This is a genomic window from Azospirillum formosense (assembly GCF_040500525.1).
GTDB classification, from domain to species: Bacteria; Pseudomonadota; Alphaproteobacteria; order Azospirillales; family Azospirillaceae; genus Azospirillum; species Azospirillum formosense_A.
In genome coordinates this window covers 1,756,216-1,773,669 of record NZ_CP159402.1, presented here as the reverse complement: position 1 = coordinate 1,773,669, position 17,454 = coordinate 1,756,216, and the positions used below count along the sequence as shown (strand labels likewise).

Here is a 17,454-nt window from a genome sequence, read left to right as displayed (position 1 = left end):
CGCTGGCCGTTTCGCCTGCGACGATCTGTGCCGGGACCGGCCGGCGCCCCCGAGGGACGCGCCTACAGCGTGCCGAAGCTGCGGGCCAGCGACCCGGCGATCAGGTACCAGCCGTCGACCAAAACGAAGAAGATGATCTTGAACGGAATCGCCACCATGGTCGGCGGCAGCATCATCATGCCCATCGACATCAGGATGGACGACACCACCATGTCGATGATCAGGAAGGGCAGGAACAGCAGGAAGCCGATCTCGAAGGCCCGCTTGATCTCCGAGATCATGAAGGCGGGGACCAGGACGTGCAGCGGGGTCTGCTCGGCGTCCGCCACGTTCTCGATGCGCGCCATGTCCATGAACAGGCGCAGGTCCTTCTCGCTGGTGTGCTTCAGCATGAACTCGCGCAGCGGGGCGACCGTGCGGCGGAACGCCTCCGTCTCGTCGATGTCCTGGTTGATCAGCGGCTGGATGCCCTGGTTGTAGGACCGCTCGAACACCGGGGCCATGACGAAGAAGGTCAGGAAGACCGCCAGGGACATCAGCACCGTGTTCGGCGGCACCTGCTGGATGCCCAGCGCCGAGCGCAGGAAGGACAGCACGATCACGATGCGCGTGAAGGCCGTCATCATGATCAGGATCGACGGCGCCAGCGACAGCACGGTGATCAGCGCGACCATCTGGACGATGCGTCCGGTGGTCGATCCCCCGGCGTCGCCCAGGTCGAAGGTCATGCTCTGCGCCAGCGCCGGCCCGGCGGCCAGCGCGCCGGCGATGCCGATCGCCAGCGCCAGCAGGCCGGCGAACGCCAGCCGCTTCGACGCGCCGGTGCCGGTCGTCATGACCGGTCTCCCGCGGACGGCAGGGGAGCGGGCCCCGTCGGGCGGGCCGGGGCGGATGGCGGGGCGGAAGCCTCGGCCAGCGCGCCCTGAAAGCCGCCGCGCGGCGTCTGGTCGACCACCTGGTCGCCGAAGGCGCTCAGCAGCAGCAGATGCTCGCGGTCGTCGCGGCGGACCAGCACCAGCCGGCGCTTGCCGTCGAGCGGCAACACCTCGACGACGCCCAGACGGCGCTGGCGTCCCGACGAGGCCGTCATGCCCCCGAAGCCGATGCGGCGCATCACCCAGGCCACCAGCACGATCAGCGCGATGACGAAGGCGAGGGCGAGAACGAATTGGATGTACTGGTCGAGGCCCATGGATCAGGTCAGCTCTGTCGGGACGGCGTGGCCGGCGGTTCGGGCGGAAGGTCGCCGGGCGCAGCGGCTGCGCCGCGGCCATAGGCGGCGCTGGCGCGCTGGCGCGCGGTGTGGGGGTCGTGGCGCCCTTCGGCGGCGGCGGCCAGCGTTTCCCTCTGGCGGGTCAGCGCGGACGCGACGGCGTCCAGCGTCGGCAGCAGGCGTTCCAGGGCGGCGGCCAGCTCGGCGTCGCCGCGGGCGGACTGCGCCTCGGCGCACAGGGCGGCGACGCGGGTGTCGAGCCCGGTGAGGTCCGCCGCCAAGCCGGCCTCCATCTGGTCGCGGGTCTCCTCCAGCGCGGCGGCCAGCGCCTGGATGTCGAGGAGGAGGGTGGCGGTGCCGGTCACGGAACCTCTCCGGCGGCCGGTTCCGCCGAGGGCGGCAGCGTGCCGTTGGCGCGGTAGACGTAGGCTAGGATCTCGGCGACGGCGGCGATGGCCTCGATGGGAATCTCCGAGTCGATGTCCACCGCCGACAGGATCTGCACGAGGTCGGCGTCCTCGCGCACCTTGACGCCGTTGGCGAAGGCCAGCTCCAGGATCTGTTCGGCCACATGCCCCTTGCCGGTGGCGACCACGCGGGGCAGGGATTGGTCGCCCAGCTCATACTTCAGCGCGACCGCGACGGGCCGGTTGGGGAGAGGGCGGCGGTTGGGAGTCGGCTCGGACAAGGGGCTCCTGCCGGATGGCCTGTGTCGATGGGCGTATCCTGGCGGAACATGCTTAACGAAGCATGAAGCTGAAGCGCGGCGGCGGAGGGGGAGCGGCGTGGTGGGTGGGATTCATCTTTGATTAACTGAAACGGCGGAAGATCGGAATGCTGTGATGCATCCCGCCCGTCCCGCTGCGCCTTCGCGCGTCCGGGCGGCAGGCCCCCAGACCGGAACCCGGCGATGAATCTCGAAAACCTCGGCCTCTTCAAGCTGATGTCGCGCAAGATGGGCTGGCTGACCGAACGCCAGAACGTGATCGCGGCGAACATCGCGAACGCCGACACGCCGGATTACAAGGGCCGCGACCTGAAGCCCTTCACCTTCCGCGACGCCCTGTCCGACAGCCGCCGCCTCCAGCCCACCGCGACCAACGCCTCGCATCTCCAGGGGACGCGCGGCGCGGGCGGGCTGAACCAGGAGCAGCGCCAGCGCGATCCTTACGAGACGGCGCCGGACGGCAACAACGTGGTCCTGGAAGAGCAGATGCTGAAACAGGGACAGACCGGGATGGACTACCAGACCATCACGAACCTCTACAAGAAGCAGGTCAACCTGATCCGCTCCTCCATCCGCAGCGGCGGTTGAGGGTTAGTCGGCGTTCGGATGGGGTTCGGGGCTAAGGAGGCGGAAAGATGGATCTCTACACGTCGATGGCGGTGTCCGCGTCCGGCATGAAGGCGCAGGGCACCCGTCTGAAGACCATCGCGGAAAATCTGGCCAACGCCAACACGACGGCGGAAACGCCGGGCGATTTGCCCTACCGGCGCAAGGTCGTGATGTTCCAGAACGCCTTGGACCGCCAGATGGGGGTCGATCTGGTCCGCGTCGCCAAGATCGACGTCGACAAGAAGGACTTCGAGCGGCGCTACGACCCCTCGCACCCCTCCGCGGACGCGGACGGCTACGTGCTGCTGCCCAACGTCAATTCGGTGGTCGAGGCGATGGACATGCGCGAGGCGCAGCGCTCCTACGAGGCGAACCTGTCGGCCGTCGACAGCGCCCGCCAGATGCTGACGCGCACCATCGACATCCTCCGCGCCTGAGCGCGGCGACGCTTTTCTGAAGGAAGGACGCACGTCCCATGGTCAACCCGATCAACGCCGCCGCGGCCTATGCGAACACCGCCGCCTCCACGACCGGGCCGGGCATGGCCCCGCGCAACGGCGTCAGCTTCGGCGACGTGCTGGAGCAGACCGCCAAGGAGGTCATCGGCGACCTGAAGCAGGGCGAGACGATGACCGCCAAGGCCGCCGTCGGGCAGGCCGACCTGACCGACGTGGTCCAGGCCGTGACCAACGCCGAGGTGACGCTGCAGACCGTCACCGCCGTGCGCGACAAGGTGCTGTCGGCGTACCAGGAAATCCTGCGCATGCCGATCTGACGGCGGCCCCTGAGCAGCCGACCCTGACGCCCGTGCCCTGAGCGAAGCATCATGAGCGAAACCGACGTCATCGAGATCTGCCGCACCTCCATCGTCACGCTGGTGTTCGTGGTGGCGCCGGTTCTGGTCGCCATGATGGTGGTCGGCACGGTGATCTCGGTCTTCCAGGCGGTCACCCAGATCAGCGAGCAGACCCTGGCCATGGTGCCGAAGGTTCTGCTGGTCTTCGGCCTGTCGATCCTGCTGATGCCCTTCATGCTGGGCGAGCTGCGGTCGTTCTTCGAGCATGAGGTCGCCGACCGCATCGTCGCCATCGGCACCGGCGTCAACAGCGTGCCCAACGCCGGAAACCTGCCCGGCGGCGGCGGATGAACCTGCTCCAGCAGTTTCTGGGCGACCAGATCTTCGTCTGGCTGCTGGTGTTCGCGCGCGTCGGGACGGCCTTCAGCATCATGCCGACCATCGGCGACGCCTTCGTCTCCGCCCGCACGCGCCTTCTCTTTTCCGTGGCGGTCAGCGTTCTGGTGGCGCCGGTGCTGGGCGACCGCATGCCGCCGATGCCCGACAACATCTTCCGGCTGTTCGTCCTGATCGCCGGCGAGGTGACCGTCGGCATCTTCATGGGCACCGTCGCGCGTCTGCTGATGGGCGCCTTGGAGGTGGCCGGGACGATCATCGCGCTCCAGTCCGGCCTGTCGAACGCCCAGATGTTCAACCCGGCCATGGCGTCGCAGGGGTCGCTGCCCGGCGCCCTTTTGGGGTGGCTGGGGCTGCTGCTGATCTTCATCACCAACCTGCACCACCTGCTGATCATGGCGGTGGTGGACAGCTATTCGACCTTCGCGCCCGGGGCGGCGATCCCCATCGACGACATGGCGAACGTGGTCGGACAGCTGGTCGGCAAGTCCTTCGTGCTGGGCGTGCAGATGGCGGCGCCGTTCCTGATCTCGGGCATGCTGTTCGCCCTGGCGCTGGGGCTGCTGAACAAGCTGGCGCCGCAGATCCAGGTGTTCTTCCTGTTCACCTCGCTCCAGGTCGCGCTTGGGCTGTTCATGTTCGCCCTGACGCTGGCCGCGATGATGATGTTCTGGCTGACCCATTTCGAGGCCGCCTTCGTCGATTTCCTGAGACCGGGCTGAGCGGGGAGAGATCCGGTGTCCGAAGACGCGGATGAATCATCCAAAACAGAAGAGCCGACGCAAAAGAAGCTCGACGAGGCCCACAAGCAGGGCCAGTACGCGATGACCCAGGAAATCGGCAACTGGCTGATGATCGCGGCGGCGCTGGTGATCCTGGTCACGACCCTGCCCGGGACGCTGAAGGGCATGGTGCCCCGCCTGAACTTCTTCTTCGAGAATCTGGACCAGATCCCCATGGACCAGGGCGGGGTCGGCGCGGTGCTGATGCAGGTGATGAAGGACATCCTGTGGGCGCTGTGGCTTCCGATCCTGTTCCTGCTGTTCGCCGGGGTGATCGGCACCATCGGGCAGAAGGGCTTCAACGTCTCCTGGGAGCTGATCGCGCCGAAATTCAACAAGCTGAATCCGATCTCCGGCATCGCCAATCTGTTCAGCGCCCAGAAGGGCGTCGATCTGCTGAAGAGCTTGGCCAAGGTCGCGGTGGTCGGCATCGTCGCCTACATCGCGCTCCAGCCGATGATGCTCACCATCGAGCATTTCATCGGGATCGACATGATGATGCTGCTCCGCGAGATGGACGGGCTGACCTTCCGGCTGCTGGCCGGCGTGCTGGCCATCCTGACCCTGATCGCCGGGGCCGACCTGTTCTGGCAGCGCCACAGCTTCGACAAGAGGATGCGCATGACCAAGCAGGAGGTGAAGGACGAGCACAAGCAGGCCGAAGGCGACCCGCATGTGAAGGGCCGCATCCGCCAGTTGCGCTTCGAGCGGGCGCGCAAGCGCATGATGGCGGCGGTGCCCGGCGCCGACGTGGTGGTGACCAACCCGACCCACTTCGCCGTCGCGCTGAAATACGACTCCACAACCATGGGCGCTCCGATGGTGGTGGCGAAGGGCGCCGACGCCGTCGCCTTCAAGATCCGCGAGATCGCCGAGGAGAACGGCGTGCCGGTGATGGAGAATCCGCCCCTCGCCCGAGCGCTCTATGCCGCATGCGATATCGACGAGGAGGTTCCGTCCGAGCACTATCGCGCCGTGGCGGAAGTCATTACCTATGTCTTCAAGCTGAAAGGACGCGCGGTGCGGAACTGAGGACCGTTCCCGGACCTTTCCTTGCGGCGAACGGCTGACCTGGAGTTCCGGTGGACGACACGACCTCTTCCTTTGCCGACAGCGCTCCCGCCGGACGGCGCACCGATGGTGCCGCAGGGGTGGCGGAACGGCCCGGCGGCGGCTTCGCCACCGGGATTCTGGCGGTCCTTCTTCTGGCCGGTCTGGTCGCGGCGGGGGCCGGGGTGCTTCTGGACCACGACCCGCTGGCCTGGGCCGGCCTGACCACCGCCGGGGCGGGGGCTCTGGCCCTGGCGCTCCGCATGGTCCGCGCGCGGCGGCGGGTGGCCCGCGTCGGCTCGCTGCTGGGCAGCGCGCTGGAGGGGCTTCCGTCCGGCCAGCTCGTCTGCGACGGGGCCGGGCATGTGGTGTTCGTCAACAGCACCTTCCGCTCGCTGATTGGCTGGAGCGAGGGGGAGCCGCCGTTGCGCGCGCTCGAACGCCAGTTCGCCGACGATCCCGACAGCGCCGACGCCTTCCGCCGCCTGTGCGAGCGGGTGAAGGGCGGCTATTCCGGCTCCATCGAACTGGCGGTCCGCCAGCAGGGGCGCGCCGCCGAGTGGCGCCGCATCCAGGGCCAGCCCATCGACGGCCACGCCGGCGCGGTGATGTGGCGCGTCGAGGACATCACCGCCCGGCGCGAGCTGGAGCAGGTGACGCGGCGCGAGCAGACCCAGCTCGTCGATTTCATGGACCACGCGCCGATCGGCTTCTTCTCGGTGGACCAGGACGGGCACTTCCAGTTCGTCAACGCGACCCTGGCGAAGTGGTTGGGCTGCGCGCCCGAGGATCTGGTCGAAGGCGGACGCCGCCTTCACGACGTGCTGGCCCATCCGCCCGCCGGCTGCGCGCCCTACGACCTGCTGGACGGCGGCGGGCTGGAGCAGCGCGGCGAGATCGCCATGAACGGGCTCCAGGGCCGCCGCTTCCAGGCCTATGTCGCGCAGAGCGTGGTGAGGGGCGAGGACGGGCGGATCTCCCACACCCGCTCCGTCGTGCGCGACCTGACGCCGGAGCGCGAATGGCAGGAGGCCCTGCGGCTGTCCGAGCAGCGCTTCCAGCGCTTCTTCGAGGACGCGCCCATCGGCATCGCCCTGGTGGACGAGGGCGGGCGTCTGGCCGAGTGCAACCAGGCCTTCCTGGCGCTGATCGGCAGCGAGGCCGGCAACATCCTCGGCCGGGCCATGGCCGACCTGATCGTCCCGGCGGAGCGCGCCATGGTGACCGAGCGGCTGACCGCCGTTCAGGGCGGTTCCGACCCCGCCGCCCCGCTGGAGGTGCGGCTGACCGGCGGGCGCGAGCTGGTGGCCCAGCTCTACGCGCGGCGGCTCGGCGGGGTGGGGCCGGAAGGGGCCGCGGGGCTGATCCTGCATTTCATCGACATGACCGAGCGCAAGGGTCTGGAGGCCCAGTTCGCCCAGTCGCAGAAGATGCAGGCGGTCGGTCAGCTGGCCGGCGGCGTCGCCCACGACTTCAACAACCTTCTGACCGCGATGATCGGCTTCTGCGACCTGCTGCTGCTGCGCCACAAGCCGGGCGACCAGTCCTTCAGCGACATCATGCAGATCAAGCAGAACGCCAACCGCGCCGCCAACCTCGTGCGGCAGCTCCTGGCCTTCTCGCGCCAGCAGACGCTCCAGCCGCGCATCCTCAGCGTGACCGACGTGCTGGCCGAACTCGGCAATCTGATGCGCCGGCTGATCGGCGAGAACATCGAGCTGAAGATGCTCCACGGCCGGGACATCGGCTACGTCAAGGTGGACCAGAACCAGCTGGAGCAGGTCATCATCAACCTCGTGGTCAACGCGCGCGACGCCATGGCCGGGGGCGGGCGCCTGACCATCGTCACCTCCAACCATGTGGTGGATCAGGCGCAGCGCCGCGAGCACGAGACCATCCCGCCCGGCGAGTATGTGTCCATCGAGGTGATCGACACCGGCTGCGGCATTCCCAGGGAGAATCTCCAGCGCATCTTCGAGCCCTTCTTCACGACCAAGGGCGTGGGATCGGGAACCGGGCTGGGGCTGTCCACCGTCTACGGCATCGTCCGCCAGACCGGCGGCTTCGTCCTGGTCGAGTCGGAGAAGGGGGAGGGCACGACCTTCACCATCCTGCTGCCCCGCCACAAGGGCGAGGCCCGTCCCGACCAGGGCGAGCCGCGCGAGCGGCGCGGCAGCGACCTGACCGGCTCCGGCACCATCATGCTGGTCGAGGACGAGGACGCCGTCCGCGTCTTCTCCGCGCGCGCGCTGCGCAACAAGGGCTATCAGGTGCTGGAGGCCAAGAACGGCGAGGCGGCGCTGCAGCAGATCGGCACGGACGGCAGCCGCATCGACCTGCTGATCACCGACGTGGTGATGCCGCAGATGGACGGCCCGACGCTGGCCCGCCATGTCCGGCAGATGCGGCCCGACATGCGGGTGATCTTCATCTCCGGCTACGCCGAGGATCGTCTGGGCGAGATCGACGGGGTCGAGGTCGCCCACTTCCTGCCGAAGCCCTTCTCGCTGAAGCAGCTCGCCTCCAAGGTGAAGGAGGTCATCCGGGACGGGAAGTGACCGGCCGGGGCCTTATCCGACCCGCCAGCCGTGATAGGCCCAGCGGTCCGTTCCCGGAACGTCGAGGGATTCCCACCCGCGCCGCCCGGCGCCGATCGGACGGTCCGACAGGACGAGCGCGCCCGGCGCCAGGAACGGGTCGATCAGCTCGCCGATCCAATGGCGGATGCCCTCTTCCTCGTCCTCCCGCGCGCTGCCGATGTCGGCGTGGGCCAGCCTCACCGCACCGCGGAAGCGCCCCGTCGCGGCGGGCAGCGTGTCGCGGAAATCGCCCAGGAACAGCCGGTCCTCGTCCGGGCGCAGGGAGGCGGGAACCCGCGCCCACATGTCGAAGACCAGGATGTCGCGCGGCGGGAACAGGCCGCGCAGATGGTCGTAGGTGCGGCCCTTGCCCAAGCCGATCTCCATCACCAGACCGGGCGTTCCCGCGACGCAGCCGGCGGCCCAGCCGAGCGCGACGCGCTGGGTGGTGAGTCGGTCGATCATGCGGTCGAGCGTGGAGTGGGCTGTCGTCATGCGTGGCGTTTCGGCGTGTCGTTGGCGGTGCATCCCCTCCTGAACGCCGCAGTCGGCACTTCGTTGCACCGGCAGCGAACGAAGCTCGCGAACGGAGCCGACGAATGGAGCCGACGAATGGAGCCGACGAATGGAGATTGCGCAACGGCGGATCGTTCCTAACTTTGCATGAGAACATTCGCGGAACTTAGGGCTTTGCGTAGGGGAACAAAGCTGGTACATTCCCTCTCACCGAATGACCGTTGGTGAGATCGTTGGCCCTGGGGCCGCGGATGTGATCTAACAAGGGGAGACGGGCATGTCGTCCGCACAGCTTCGTTTGGTCGAGAAGGATTCCATGGATAAGCAGAAGGCCCTGGATGCCGCTCTGGCGCAGATCGAGCGCGCCTTTGGCAAGGGCTCGATCATGAAGCTCGGTGCCCGCGAGAACACGGTCGAGACGGAGGTCGTTTCCACCGGCTCGCTCGGCCTCGACATCGCGCTGGGCATCGGCGGCCTGCCGCGCGGCCGCATCATCGAGATCTACGGGCCGGAAAGCTCGGGCAAGACGACGCTGGCGCTGCATGCCATCGCCCAGGCCCAGAAGGGCGGCGGCACCTGCGCCTTCGTGGACGCGGAGCACGCCCTGGACCCGTCCTACGCCCGCAAGCTGGGCGTGAACGTGGACGAGCTGCTGATCTCCCAGCCCGATGCCGGCGAGCAGGCGCTGGAGATCGCCGACACGCTGGTGCGCTCCGGCGCCGTCGACGTGCTGGTGGTCGACTCGGTGGCGGCCCTGGTGCCGCGCGCCGAGCTGGAAGGCGAGATGGGCGACAGCCACGTCGGCCTGCACGCCCGCCTGATGAGCCAGGCGCTGCGCAAGCTGACCGGCTCCATCGCCAAGTCGAACTGCCTGGTGATCTTCATCAACCAGATCCGCCTGAAGATCGGCGTGATGTTCGGCAACCCGGAGACGACGACGGGCGGCAACGCGCTGAAATTCTACGCCTCCGTCCGCCTGGACATCCGCCGCATCGGCGCGATCAAGGACCGCGAGACGGTGGTGGGCAACCAGACCCGCGTGAAGGTGGTGAAGAACAAGATGGCCCCGCCGTTCCGCGTGGTCGAGTTCGACATCATGTACGGCGAGGGCGTGTCGAAGGTGGGCGAGCTTCTCGACCTCGGCATCCAGGCCGGCGTGGTGGAGAAGTCGGGCGCGTGGTTCAGCTACGACGGCACCCGCATCGGCCAGGGCCGCGAGAACGCCAAGACCTACCTGCGCAACAACCCGGCGGTGGCCGACGCCATCGAGGCGAAGATCCGCGGCAACGCCGGCCTCGTCGCCGACGCCATGATGGGCACCCCGGAAGCCGACGCGGACGCCGCCACACCGGAGTGATTCCAAGGCGTCAGGTTGGTTTCTCTACGTGAAAGCCCCTCTCCGGTCCGCCGGGGAGGGGCTTTTCGCCGTCTTGCCGGACGGCTGGAAAGACCTTACATTCAGGCTGGGCGTACGGGTGTTCCAGCACCCGTCCGCCGGCCCGGTCCTAGCGGTTCAGGATCTCAAGCGGCAGCTTGAGCGCCCGCAACAGCAGGATCAGGAATTCGAGGATTTTCCGCATCCTCTCATCTCCTTCTGAGCGGCGGGGCGGTGGTCATCCATCGCCCGTCCGCGCCGACGATCATGCAAATGTGTGGCGCTCCGTCCACGCGGCCTGTCGCCGCGCAGGGGAGTGGCGGGCACTCGGTGGACAGCCACCGCAAGTCACGTTAAAAGCACGGTTCGGCCGCGAACAAGGCCGCGCCGCCGATTGTAGCCGACCGTAGCCGGAGCCTGGACAGCTTATGAAGACCGCCAACGACATCCGCCGCACGTTCCTGGACTTTTTCGCGAAGAACGGTCACCAGATCGTGGAGTCGTCGCCGCTGGTTCCGCGCAACGACCCGACGCTGATGTTCACGAACGCCGGCATGGTGCAGTTCAAGAACGTCTTCACCGGGGCGGAGCAGCGACCCTATTCGCGCGCCACCACCTCGCAGAAATGCGTGCGCGCGGGCGGCAAGCACAACGACCTGGACAACGTCGGCTACACGGCGCGGCACCACACCTTCTTCGAGATGCTGGGCAACTTCTCGTTCGGCGACTACTTCAAGGACGACGCGATCGCCTTCGCCTGGAACCTCGTGACGAAGGAGTTCGGGCTGCCGGCGGACAAGCTGCTGGTCACCGTCCACAGCTCCGACGAGGACGCGGCGGGCATCTGGCGCAAGGTCGCCGGCCTGTCGGACGACCGCATCATCCGCATCCCGACCGACGACAATTTCTGGCGCATGGGCGACACCGGCCCCTGCGGTCCCTGCTCGGAGATCTTCTTCGACCACGGCCCGCACATCGCCGGCGGCCCTCCGGGCTCGCCCGACCAGGACGGCGACCGCTTCATCGAGATCTGGAACCTCGTGTTCATGCAGTATGAGCAGCGCGGTCCCGACGACCTGATCGCCCTGCCGAAGCCGTCCATCGACACCGGCATGGGGCTGGAGCGTCTGGCCGCCGTGCTTCAGGGCAAGCACGACAACTACGACATCGACCTGATGCGGGCGCTGATCGTGGCTTCCGCCGAGGCGACGAAGACCGCGCCGGACGGCGCGCACGCCGTCTCGCACCGCGTCATCGCCGACCATCTGCGCTCCTGCTCCTTCCTGATCGCCGACGGCGTTCTGCCGTCGAACGAAGGCCGCGGCTATGTGCTGCGCCGCATCATGCGCCGCGCCATGCGCCACGCCCACATGATCGGGGCTGCCGAGCCGCTGATGCACCGCCTCGTCCCGGCGCTGATCCAGCAGATGGGCGACGCCTATCCGGAGCTGAACCGCGCCCGCGCCCTGATCGTCGAGACGCTGAAGCTGGAGGAGACCCGCTTCAAGCAGACGCTGGAGCGCGGCCTGCGCCTGCTGGAGGACGAGGTCGGCCGCCTGGGCGAGGGGCAGCCGCTGCCCGGCGACGTCGCCTTCAAGCTGTACGACACCTACGGCTTCCCGCTCGACCTGACGCAGGACGTGCTGCGCACCCAGGGCCGCCCGGTCGATGAGGCCGGCTTCAAGACGGCGATGGACGAGCAGCGCCGCAAGGCCCGCGAATCCTGGGCCGGTTCCGGCGAGGCCGCGACCGAGAAGCTGTGGTACGAGCTGAAGGACGAACTGGGCGCCACGGAGTTCTTCGGCTACGACACCGAGGTCGCCGAGGGCAAGGTGACCGCCATCGTCAAGGGCGACGCCCGCGTCGAGCAGGCCGCCGCCGGCGACGAGGTGCTGGTCATCGTGAACCAGACGCCCTTCTACGGCGAGTCGGGCGGTCAGGTCGGCGACGCCGGCGTGATCTTCTCCGCCGAGGGCACCGAGGTCGTCGTCTCCGACACCCAGAAGAAGCTGGGCGCCGTCTGGGCCCATGTCGGCACGGTCACCAAGGGCACGCTGAAGGTCGGCGACGTGGTGGAACTGCGCGTCGACACGGAGCGCCGGTCGGCCATCCGCGCCAACCACTCGGCCACCCACCTGCTGCACGAGGCGCTGCGCCGCCGCCTGGGCGAGCACGTCACCCAGAAGGGCTCGCTGGTCGCGCAGGAGCGCCTGCGCTTCGACATCAGCCAGCCGACCGGCCTGACCCCGGCGGACATCGCCGCGGTCGAGGACGAGGTGAACCGCCGCATCCTCGGCAACAGCGAGGTCGTGACCCGCCTGATGTCCCCGGACGAGGCCCGCGCGTCCGGCGCCATGGCCCTGTTCGGCGAGAAGTACGGCGACGAGGTGCGCGTCGTTTCCATGGGCGGCCCGCACGGCGAGCTGGACCGCGACTACTCGATCGAGCTGTGCGGCGGCACGCACGTCCGCCGCACCGGTGACATCGGCCTGTTCAAGATCGTCGCCGAGGGCGCTGTCGCCGCCGGCGTGCGCCGCATCGAGGCGCTGACCGGCACCGGCGCCAAGGCGTGGCTGTCGGAGCGCGACCATCTGCTGACCGAGGCGGCGTCCGTCCTGAAGGTCCGTCCGGAGGACGTCCCGACGCGCCTCGCCGCGCTGGTCGACGAGCGCAAGAAGATGGAGCGCGAGCTGGCCGAACTCCGCCGTCAGGTGGCGATGGGCGGCGGCGCCAAGGCGGACGGCGGCAACGAGGCCAAGGACGTCGCGGGCATCAAGTACGCCGCCCGCGTTGTCGAGGGCCTGCCCGCCAAGGACCTGAAGCCGATGGCCGACGAGCTGAAGAAGCAGGTCGGTTCCGGCGTCGTCGTTCTGATCGCCTCCAACGAGGGCAAGGCGTCCATTGTGGTCGGCGTCACCGACGACCTGACGGCCAGGATCAGCGCCGTCGATCTGGTGCGCGTGGGCGCCGAGGCTCTGGGCGGCAAGGGCGGCGGTGGCCGTCCGGACATGGCGCAGGCCGGCGGTCCGGACGCCGCGCTGGCGCCCGCCGCGGTCGAGGCCATCGAGAAGGCGCTGGCGGCGAAGGCCGCCTCCTAACTAACGACGCGTTTCGTCCGGCGCCGCCCGCTCCAAATCCGGGGCGGGTGCGCCCGGCGGGTGCCGGCGGATGACGAGACCGCGGCGGTCGGGAATGCCGTAGCGCCGGTATTCCCGCGCCAGCTGGCCGGAGATGGCGAGCCCGGCCATGCGCACGTCCGCGGCCAGCGAGGCCAGCGGCGCGTCCAACGTCTTGGGCCGGTTGCGCTCCACCAGGAAATGGCCCAGCCACGCCGCGCCATAGCCGACCAGCGGGGCGGCCACCAGCGCCCGCCAGTCGCGGCGCGCCAAGCCCACCCCCAGCAGGGCCGCCGCCGACAGCGTGCCGGCGACGTGCAGCGCCCGGTTCGCCGGGTCGCGGTGCTGTTCCAGATAATCGGGCCAGAAATTGGGATCGGTCGCCATAGTGGACTCCTTCCGCGGGGGAACGCCGGGCGGCCTGCGGCGGTTCCGTCTTGCATGACGCCCGCCGTGCTGGAAGGATGCGCGGGTCAACGAACAATACCGCGGAACCGACTGGCATGCGCTTCACCGGCACCGACTCCTACGTCGCCACCGACGACCTGATGGTGGCCGTCAACGCGGCCATCACGCTTGAGCGCCCGTTGCTGGTGAAGGGGGAGCCGGGCACCGGCAAGACCGTGCTGGCCCAGGAGGTCGCGCGCGCCCTGAACAAGCCGCTGCTCGCCTGGCACATCAAGTCCACGACCAAGGCGCAGCAGGGCCTCTACGAATACGACGCGGTCAGCCGCCTGCGCGACAGCCAGCTCGGCGAGGAGCGAGTGCACGACATCGGCAACTACATCGTGCGCGGCAAGCTGTGGGAGGCCTTCGAGGCGCCGGAACCCCCCGTGCTGCTGATCGACGAGATCGACAAGGCCGACATCGAGTTCCCCAACGACCTTCTGCTCGAACTCGACCGCATGGAGTTCCACGTCTACGAGACCCGGCAGACCGTGAAGGCGGCGCGGCGACCCCTCGTCATCATCACGTCGAACAACGAGAAGGAGCTGCCGGACGCCTTCCTGCGCCGCTGCTTCTTCCACTACATCCGCTTCCCCGATCGCGACACCATGGAGCGGATCGTGGACGTTCATTATCCCGGCCTGAAGCAGGACCTGCTGCGCGAGGCGATGACGCTGTTCTACGGCCTGCGCGAGGTGCCGGGTCTCAAGAAGAAGCCCTCCACCTCGGAGCTTCTCGACTGGATCAAGCTGCTGATGGTCGAGGATGTGGACCCCGAGACCCTGCGCGCCAAGGACGCCCGCAGCCTGATCCCGCCGCTGTGCGGCGCGCTTTTGAAGAACGAGCAGGACGTTCATCTGCTGGAACGGCTGGCTTTTCTCGCCAAGCGGGAAGGGCGGTAGGAAGCGCTTGACCGGCGCCGCCCTTCTGGGGCAGCCTGAACCCATGCAAGCGACCCCGCACCTGAACCGAATGCGAATTACCGCCCCGGCGCTCTGACAGAGGGCGCCGGACCGCGAGTGTTCGTTTTCGCAATCTGGTGTGGAGTGTGGCGTGTCCGTGCGCCCTGGGTCTTCCGGAACCCGCAATCCGGTCCATCACGATCCCCTCACCCGGTCCTTCACGCGTGCGTTGCGCCATCCGGCGGAGCGAATGCGGGGCTCCGCGCGAATTATCGTCCCGGTCCGCTGACGCGGGCCGGGTTTCGCGCCTTCCTTTTCCGCCCCCCGTTCGTTCCCTCCGCCCGAGGACTCCCGCGATGCCGTCCGCGCACGCCACCCGTCTGCCGTCCGTTTCCGTTCGTCATGATGCTGAAGACCGTTTGCCGTCCTGGCTCCCCCTCTCCGCCATCGAGGACGCCGCCGAGCGTCTGGATGGGCGGATCGTCCGCACGCCGCTGCTGCCCGCTCCGGTGCTGGGGCGTGACGTCTGGCTGAAGGCCGAGACCTTCCAGGCGACTGGCGCCTTCAAGGAGCGCGGCGCGCTGAACCGCCTGCTGCGCCTGACGGCGCAGGAGCGCGCGGCGGGCGTTGTCGCCATGTCGGCGGGCAATCACGCCGCCGGTCTGGCGCTGCACGCCCAGCGACTGGGGGTGGCGGCGACCATCGTCATGCCGGTCACCGCACCGCGCTGCAAGGTCGAACGGACGGAGGCGCTGGGCGCCGAGGTCGTGCTGTCCGGGGCCAACGTCGGCGAGGCCAAGTCCCGCGCGCTGCAATTGGCGGCGGAGCGTCGGCTGACCTTCGTGCATCCCTACGACGACCCGGACGTGATCGCGGGGCAGGGCACGGTGGGGCTGGAGGTGCTGGCCGACCGCCCGGACCTCGACACGCTGGTGGTGCCGGTGGGCGGCGGCGGTCTGCTGGCCGGGATGGCGGCGGCGGTGAAGGCGCGCAAGCCCTCCGTCACCGTGGTCGGGGTGCGGCTGGCGCGCCGACGGGGGCCGACCCTGGCCGACGGGATCGCGGTGGACGCGCTGGGCAAGCTGCCGCAGGCTCTGCTGGCCGGCTTCGTCGACGCCCTGGTCGAGGTGGAGGAGGAGGAGGTCGCGGCGGCGATGCGCACCTTGCACGGTGCGTTCGGCATGGTGGCGGAAGGGGCCGGAGCCGCCGCGGTGGCGGCCCTGCTGGCCGGGAAGGTTCCGGCGGCCGGCCGGACCGTCGCCGTTCTGTCCGGCCGCAACGTGGACCCTGGCACGCTGGTGCGCACGCTTGGGGTCCAGACGCTGGCGGCCTGACGGTTCGGCGGCTAAAGCGAACTTCCGTTCGCTTTAGACTCATATCAACCTCACTCGCCGGCAGGCTCCGGTCGCATGTGCGACCGGGACCGCCGTCGCGGTCCAAAGCGGATTGCAATCCGCTTTAGGGCGCCATGAAGACGCTGCGGTGCCGGCCGATCTCGCCGCTGGTCAGGTCGCGCGCCAGCACCGTCACGTCGGTGGAGCCCGGCGTCGCGGCGCCCCGCGGCACGCGGACGAAGATGCGGTAGGTCGCCACAGAATCCGCTTCCGCGGCGAGTGTCAGCGCGTTCCCCGACTGGGCGTCCACGCTGGCGACCGACAGGTCGGCGTTCGCCAACCCTTCGACCGACAGGCGGTAGGTCCGCGCCTCGTGCGTCTTGTTGAGGATCTTGACGGTGTACGCGTTCTGCACGTCGCCGTTCGACCGCTGCACATAGAGCGGGGCGCGGTCGCGCAGCACGCTGACGTCCAGCGTCGGGCGCAGCGCCAGCGAGATCGCCATGGCGCCGGCCACCACCAGGATGATGAGCGCGTAGATCACCGTGCGCGGGCGCAGCAGCCGCACCGGGGCGGCCTGACCGTCCGCCTTGGCGACCTGGTTGGAGCGGGTGTCGAACAGGATCAGGTCGCCGGGGCGCCCGACCTGGGCCATCACGTCGTTGCAGGCGTCCACGCACAGGCCGCAGCCGATGCAGGAGATCTGCTGCCCCTTGCGGATGTCGGTGCCGGTCGGGCAGACATGGACGCACAGCTTGCAGTCGATGCAGTCGCCCAGCCCCTCCGCCGTCCGCTCCTCCCAGCTCTGCGACTTGCGCAGCGGGGCGCGCCCTTCGCCGCGCCAGTCCTGGTAGGTGACGACGTAAGTGTCCTCGTCCACCATCGCCGCCTGGAAGCTGCGCCACGGGCAGACGTAGATGCAGATCTGCTCGCGCGCCCAGCCGGCGAAGAAGTAGGTGGTGCCGGTGAACAGCCCGGCAAAGGCCAGCACCTTCCACGACACCGCGCCGGTCGCGATCTCGCGCAGCAGGGTCGGGGCGTCGTTGAAGTAGAAGATCCAGGCGCCGCCGGTGACCAGGGAAATCGCCAGCCAGATGGCGTGCTTCGACGCCTTGAGGCCCAGCTTGCGCGCCGACAGCGGCGCCTTGTCGAGCCGGATGCGCTCGGTGCGCGGGCCTTCCAGCTTGCGCTCCACCCACATGAACAGGTCGGTCCACACCGTCTGCGGGCAGGCGTAGCCGCACCAGACGCGGCCGAGCAGGGTTGTGGCGAAGAAGATGCCGAAGGCGCCGATGATGAGCAGGCCGGTCAGGTAATAGACCTCCTGCGGCCAGATCTCGATCCAGAAGAAGTAGGCGCGCCGGCCCACCATGTCGACCAGCACCGCCTGATCGGGGATGCCCGGCCCGCGCTCCCAGCGCAGCCAGGGCGTGACGTAGTAGACGCCCAGCAGGACCGCCAGGGCCAGCCATTTCAGGCGGCGGAAGCGGCCATGGACGTCGGCGGCGTAGACCTTGGGGCGTTGCACGAACCAGCGCTCGCGCGGCTGGTCGGCATCATGGGCGGCCGGGGTTGGGGCGGCGGGTGCCGGAGAGGTGAGGGACATGGCGTG

Annotated in this window: 18 protein-coding genes; 11 read left to right on the top strand and 7 right to left on the bottom strand. The window is 68.8% G+C overall.

The genetic code is table 11. From position 1 onward, the window contains the following. Window positions 1-62 precede the first annotated feature (62 nt). Genes fliP through ABVN73_RS08465 form a run of 4 tightly spaced genes read right to left on the bottom strand, consistent with a single transcriptional unit; the run spans window position 63 to window position 1,901 of the window. Entirely contained in the window at window positions 63-836 is a 774-nt protein-coding gene (gene fliP / locus ABVN73_RS08480; protein ID WP_353857629.1) for a flagellar type III secretion system pore protein FliP, read from the bottom strand. After that, entirely contained in the window at window positions 833-1,192 is a 360-nt protein-coding gene (locus tag ABVN73_RS08475; protein WP_353857628.1) for a flagellar biosynthetic protein FliO, read from the bottom strand. Before ABVN73_RS08475 ends, fliP begins: the two co-directional genes overlap by 4 nt. An 8-nt stretch (window positions 1,193-1,200) precedes the next feature. Continuing rightward, window positions 1,201-1,578 carry a hypothetical protein gene (locus tag ABVN73_RS08470; RefSeq protein WP_353857627.1) on the bottom strand — a complete coding sequence of 126 codons (378 nt, stop codon included), beginning with the start codon at window positions 1,576-1,578 and terminating at the stop codon, window positions 1,201-1,203. Next, window positions 1,575-1,901: an EscU/YscU/HrcU family type III secretion system export apparatus switch protein gene (locus ABVN73_RS08465; protein ID WP_353857626.1), complete on the bottom strand. Its 327-nt coding sequence runs from the start codon at window positions 1,899-1,901 to the stop codon at window positions 1,575-1,577. The genes ABVN73_RS08470 and ABVN73_RS08465 overlap by 4 nt, the downstream gene beginning before the upstream one ends. Before the next feature lie 222 nt (window positions 1,902-2,123). Here ABVN73_RS08465 and flgB point away from each other — a divergent pair, with 222 nt between their 5' ends. From flgB to ABVN73_RS08430, 7 genes are read left to right on the top strand one after another with little or no spacing between them, the layout of a single operon-like run. Next, window positions 2,124-2,528, top strand: coding sequence for a flagellar basal body rod protein FlgB (gene flgB / locus ABVN73_RS08460; protein WP_353857625.1), 405 nt, complete (start codon window positions 2,124-2,126; stop codon window positions 2,526-2,528). Window positions 2,529-2,575: 47 nt separating this feature from the next. Continuing rightward, window positions 2,576-2,986: a flagellar basal body rod protein FlgC gene (flgC, locus tag ABVN73_RS08455; protein ID WP_094302992.1), complete on the top strand. Its 411-nt coding sequence runs from the start codon at window positions 2,576-2,578 to the stop codon at window positions 2,984-2,986. 38 nt (window positions 2,987-3,024) lie between these two features. After that, the gene (fliE, locus tag ABVN73_RS08450) at window positions 3,025-3,324 is read left to right on the top strand and encodes a flagellar hook-basal body complex protein FliE (RefSeq protein ID WP_014240969.1); all 300 of its coding nucleotides are present in this window, start codon (window positions 3,025-3,027) and stop codon (window positions 3,322-3,324) included. Between the two features lie 51 nt (window positions 3,325-3,375). After that, window positions 3,376-3,696, top strand: a complete 321-nt coding sequence (locus ABVN73_RS08445; protein WP_353857624.1) for a flagellar biosynthetic protein FliQ — start codon at window positions 3,376-3,378, stop codon at window positions 3,694-3,696. Next, window positions 3,693-4,463: a flagellar biosynthetic protein FliR gene (gene fliR, locus ABVN73_RS08440; RefSeq protein WP_137103270.1), complete on the top strand. Its 771-nt coding sequence runs from the start codon at window positions 3,693-3,695 to the stop codon at window positions 4,461-4,463. Before ABVN73_RS08445 ends, fliR begins: the two co-directional genes overlap by 4 nt. Window positions 4,464-4,478: 15 nt before the next feature. Continuing rightward, window positions 4,479-5,555: a flagellar biosynthesis protein FlhB gene (gene flhB / locus ABVN73_RS08435; RefSeq protein ID WP_353857623.1), complete on the top strand. Its 1,077-nt coding sequence runs from the start codon at window positions 4,479-4,481 to the stop codon at window positions 5,553-5,555. A gap of 50 nt (window positions 5,556-5,605) precedes the next feature. After that, window positions 5,606-8,131, top strand: a complete 2,526-nt coding sequence (locus ABVN73_RS08430; RefSeq protein WP_353857622.1) for a PAS domain S-box protein — start codon at window positions 5,606-5,608, stop codon at window positions 8,129-8,131. A 12-nt stretch (window positions 8,132-8,143) separates the two neighbouring features. On the opposite strand, the gene ABVN73_RS08425 is transcribed toward ABVN73_RS08430, so the two are convergent. Continuing rightward, window positions 8,144-8,647, bottom strand: coding sequence for a class I SAM-dependent methyltransferase (locus ABVN73_RS08425; RefSeq protein WP_353857621.1), 504 nt, complete (start codon window positions 8,645-8,647; stop codon window positions 8,144-8,146). Between the two features lie 298 nt (window positions 8,648-8,945). Between ABVN73_RS08425 and recA the strand changes: the two genes are divergently transcribed. Further along, entirely contained in the window at window positions 8,946-10,025 is a 1,080-nt protein-coding gene (recA, locus tag ABVN73_RS08420) for a recombinase RecA (RefSeq protein ID WP_353857620.1), read from the top strand. A gap of 446 nt (window positions 10,026-10,471) precedes the next feature. Then, window positions 10,472-13,141 carry an alanine--tRNA ligase gene (alaS, locus tag ABVN73_RS08415; RefSeq protein ID WP_353857619.1) on the top strand — a complete coding sequence of 890 codons (2,670 nt, stop codon included), beginning with the start codon at window positions 10,472-10,474 and terminating at the stop codon, window positions 13,139-13,141. Here alaS and ABVN73_RS08410 read toward each other — a convergent pair whose 3' ends face one another. Next, entirely contained in the window at window positions 13,142-13,546 is a 405-nt protein-coding gene (locus ABVN73_RS08410; protein WP_353857618.1) for a DUF962 domain-containing protein, read from the bottom strand. It abuts the gene before it with no gap. A gap of 116 nt (window positions 13,547-13,662) precedes the next feature. On the opposite strand from ABVN73_RS08410, the gene ABVN73_RS08405 reads away from it, so the two are divergent. After that, window positions 13,663-14,508: a MoxR family ATPase gene (locus ABVN73_RS08405; protein WP_353857617.1), complete on the top strand. Its 846-nt coding sequence runs from the start codon at window positions 13,663-13,665 to the stop codon at window positions 14,506-14,508. Between the two features lie 419 nt (window positions 14,509-14,927). Continuing rightward, on the top strand, window positions 14,928-15,842 hold the full coding sequence (locus tag ABVN73_RS08400) for a pyridoxal-phosphate dependent enzyme (RefSeq protein WP_353857616.1): 915 nt from the start codon (window positions 14,928-14,930) through the stop codon (window positions 15,840-15,842). A 124-nt stretch (window positions 15,843-15,966) separates the two neighbouring features. Here ABVN73_RS08400 and ccoG read toward each other — a convergent pair whose 3' ends face one another. Next, window positions 15,967-17,448, bottom strand: a complete 1,482-nt coding sequence (ccoG, locus tag ABVN73_RS08395; RefSeq protein WP_353857615.1) for a cytochrome c oxidase accessory protein CcoG — start codon at window positions 17,446-17,448, stop codon at window positions 15,967-15,969. Between the last annotated feature and the right edge of the window lie 6 nt (window positions 17,449-17,454).

Bases quoted from the DNA above. Each gene is read 5' to 3' on its own strand.
- ABVN73_RS08405 (WP_353857617.1), top strand. From the start codon at position 13,663: ATGCGCTTCACCGGCACCGACTCCTACGTCGCCACCGACGACCTGATG.
- ABVN73_RS08425 (WP_353857621.1), bottom strand. From the start codon at position 8,647: ATGACGACAGCCCACTCCACGCTCGACCGCATGATCGACCGACTCACC.
- fliP (WP_353857629.1), bottom strand. From the start codon at position 836: ATGACGACCGGCACCGGCGCGTCGAAGCGGCTGGCGTTCGCCGGCCTG.
- ccoG (WP_353857615.1), bottom strand. From the start codon at position 17,448: ATGTCCCTCACCTCTCCGGCACCCGCCGCCCCAACCCCGGCCGCCCAT.
- alaS (WP_353857619.1), top strand. From the start codon at position 10,472: ATGAAGACCGCCAACGACATCCGCCGCACGTTCCTGGACTTTTTCGCG.
- flgC (WP_094302992.1), top strand. From the start codon at position 2,576: ATGGATCTCTACACGTCGATGGCGGTGTCCGCGTCCGGCATGAAGGCG.
- ABVN73_RS08445 (WP_353857624.1), top strand. From the start codon at position 3,376: ATGAGCGAAACCGACGTCATCGAGATCTGCCGCACCTCCATCGTCACG.
- fliR (WP_137103270.1), top strand. From the start codon at position 3,693: ATGAACCTGCTCCAGCAGTTTCTGGGCGACCAGATCTTCGTCTGGCTG.
- flgB (WP_353857625.1), top strand. From the start codon at position 2,124: ATGAATCTCGAAAACCTCGGCCTCTTCAAGCTGATGTCGCGCAAGATG.
- fliE (WP_014240969.1), top strand. From the start codon at position 3,025: ATGGTCAACCCGATCAACGCCGCCGCGGCCTATGCGAACACCGCCGCC.
- ABVN73_RS08475 (WP_353857628.1), bottom strand. From the start codon at position 1,192: ATGGGCCTCGACCAGTACATCCAATTCGTTCTCGCCCTCGCCTTCGTC.
- recA (WP_353857620.1), top strand. From the start codon at position 8,946: ATGTCGTCCGCACAGCTTCGTTTGGTCGAGAAGGATTCCATGGATAAG.
- ABVN73_RS08410 (WP_353857618.1), bottom strand. From the start codon at position 13,546: ATGGCGACCGATCCCAATTTCTGGCCCGATTATCTGGAACAGCACCGC.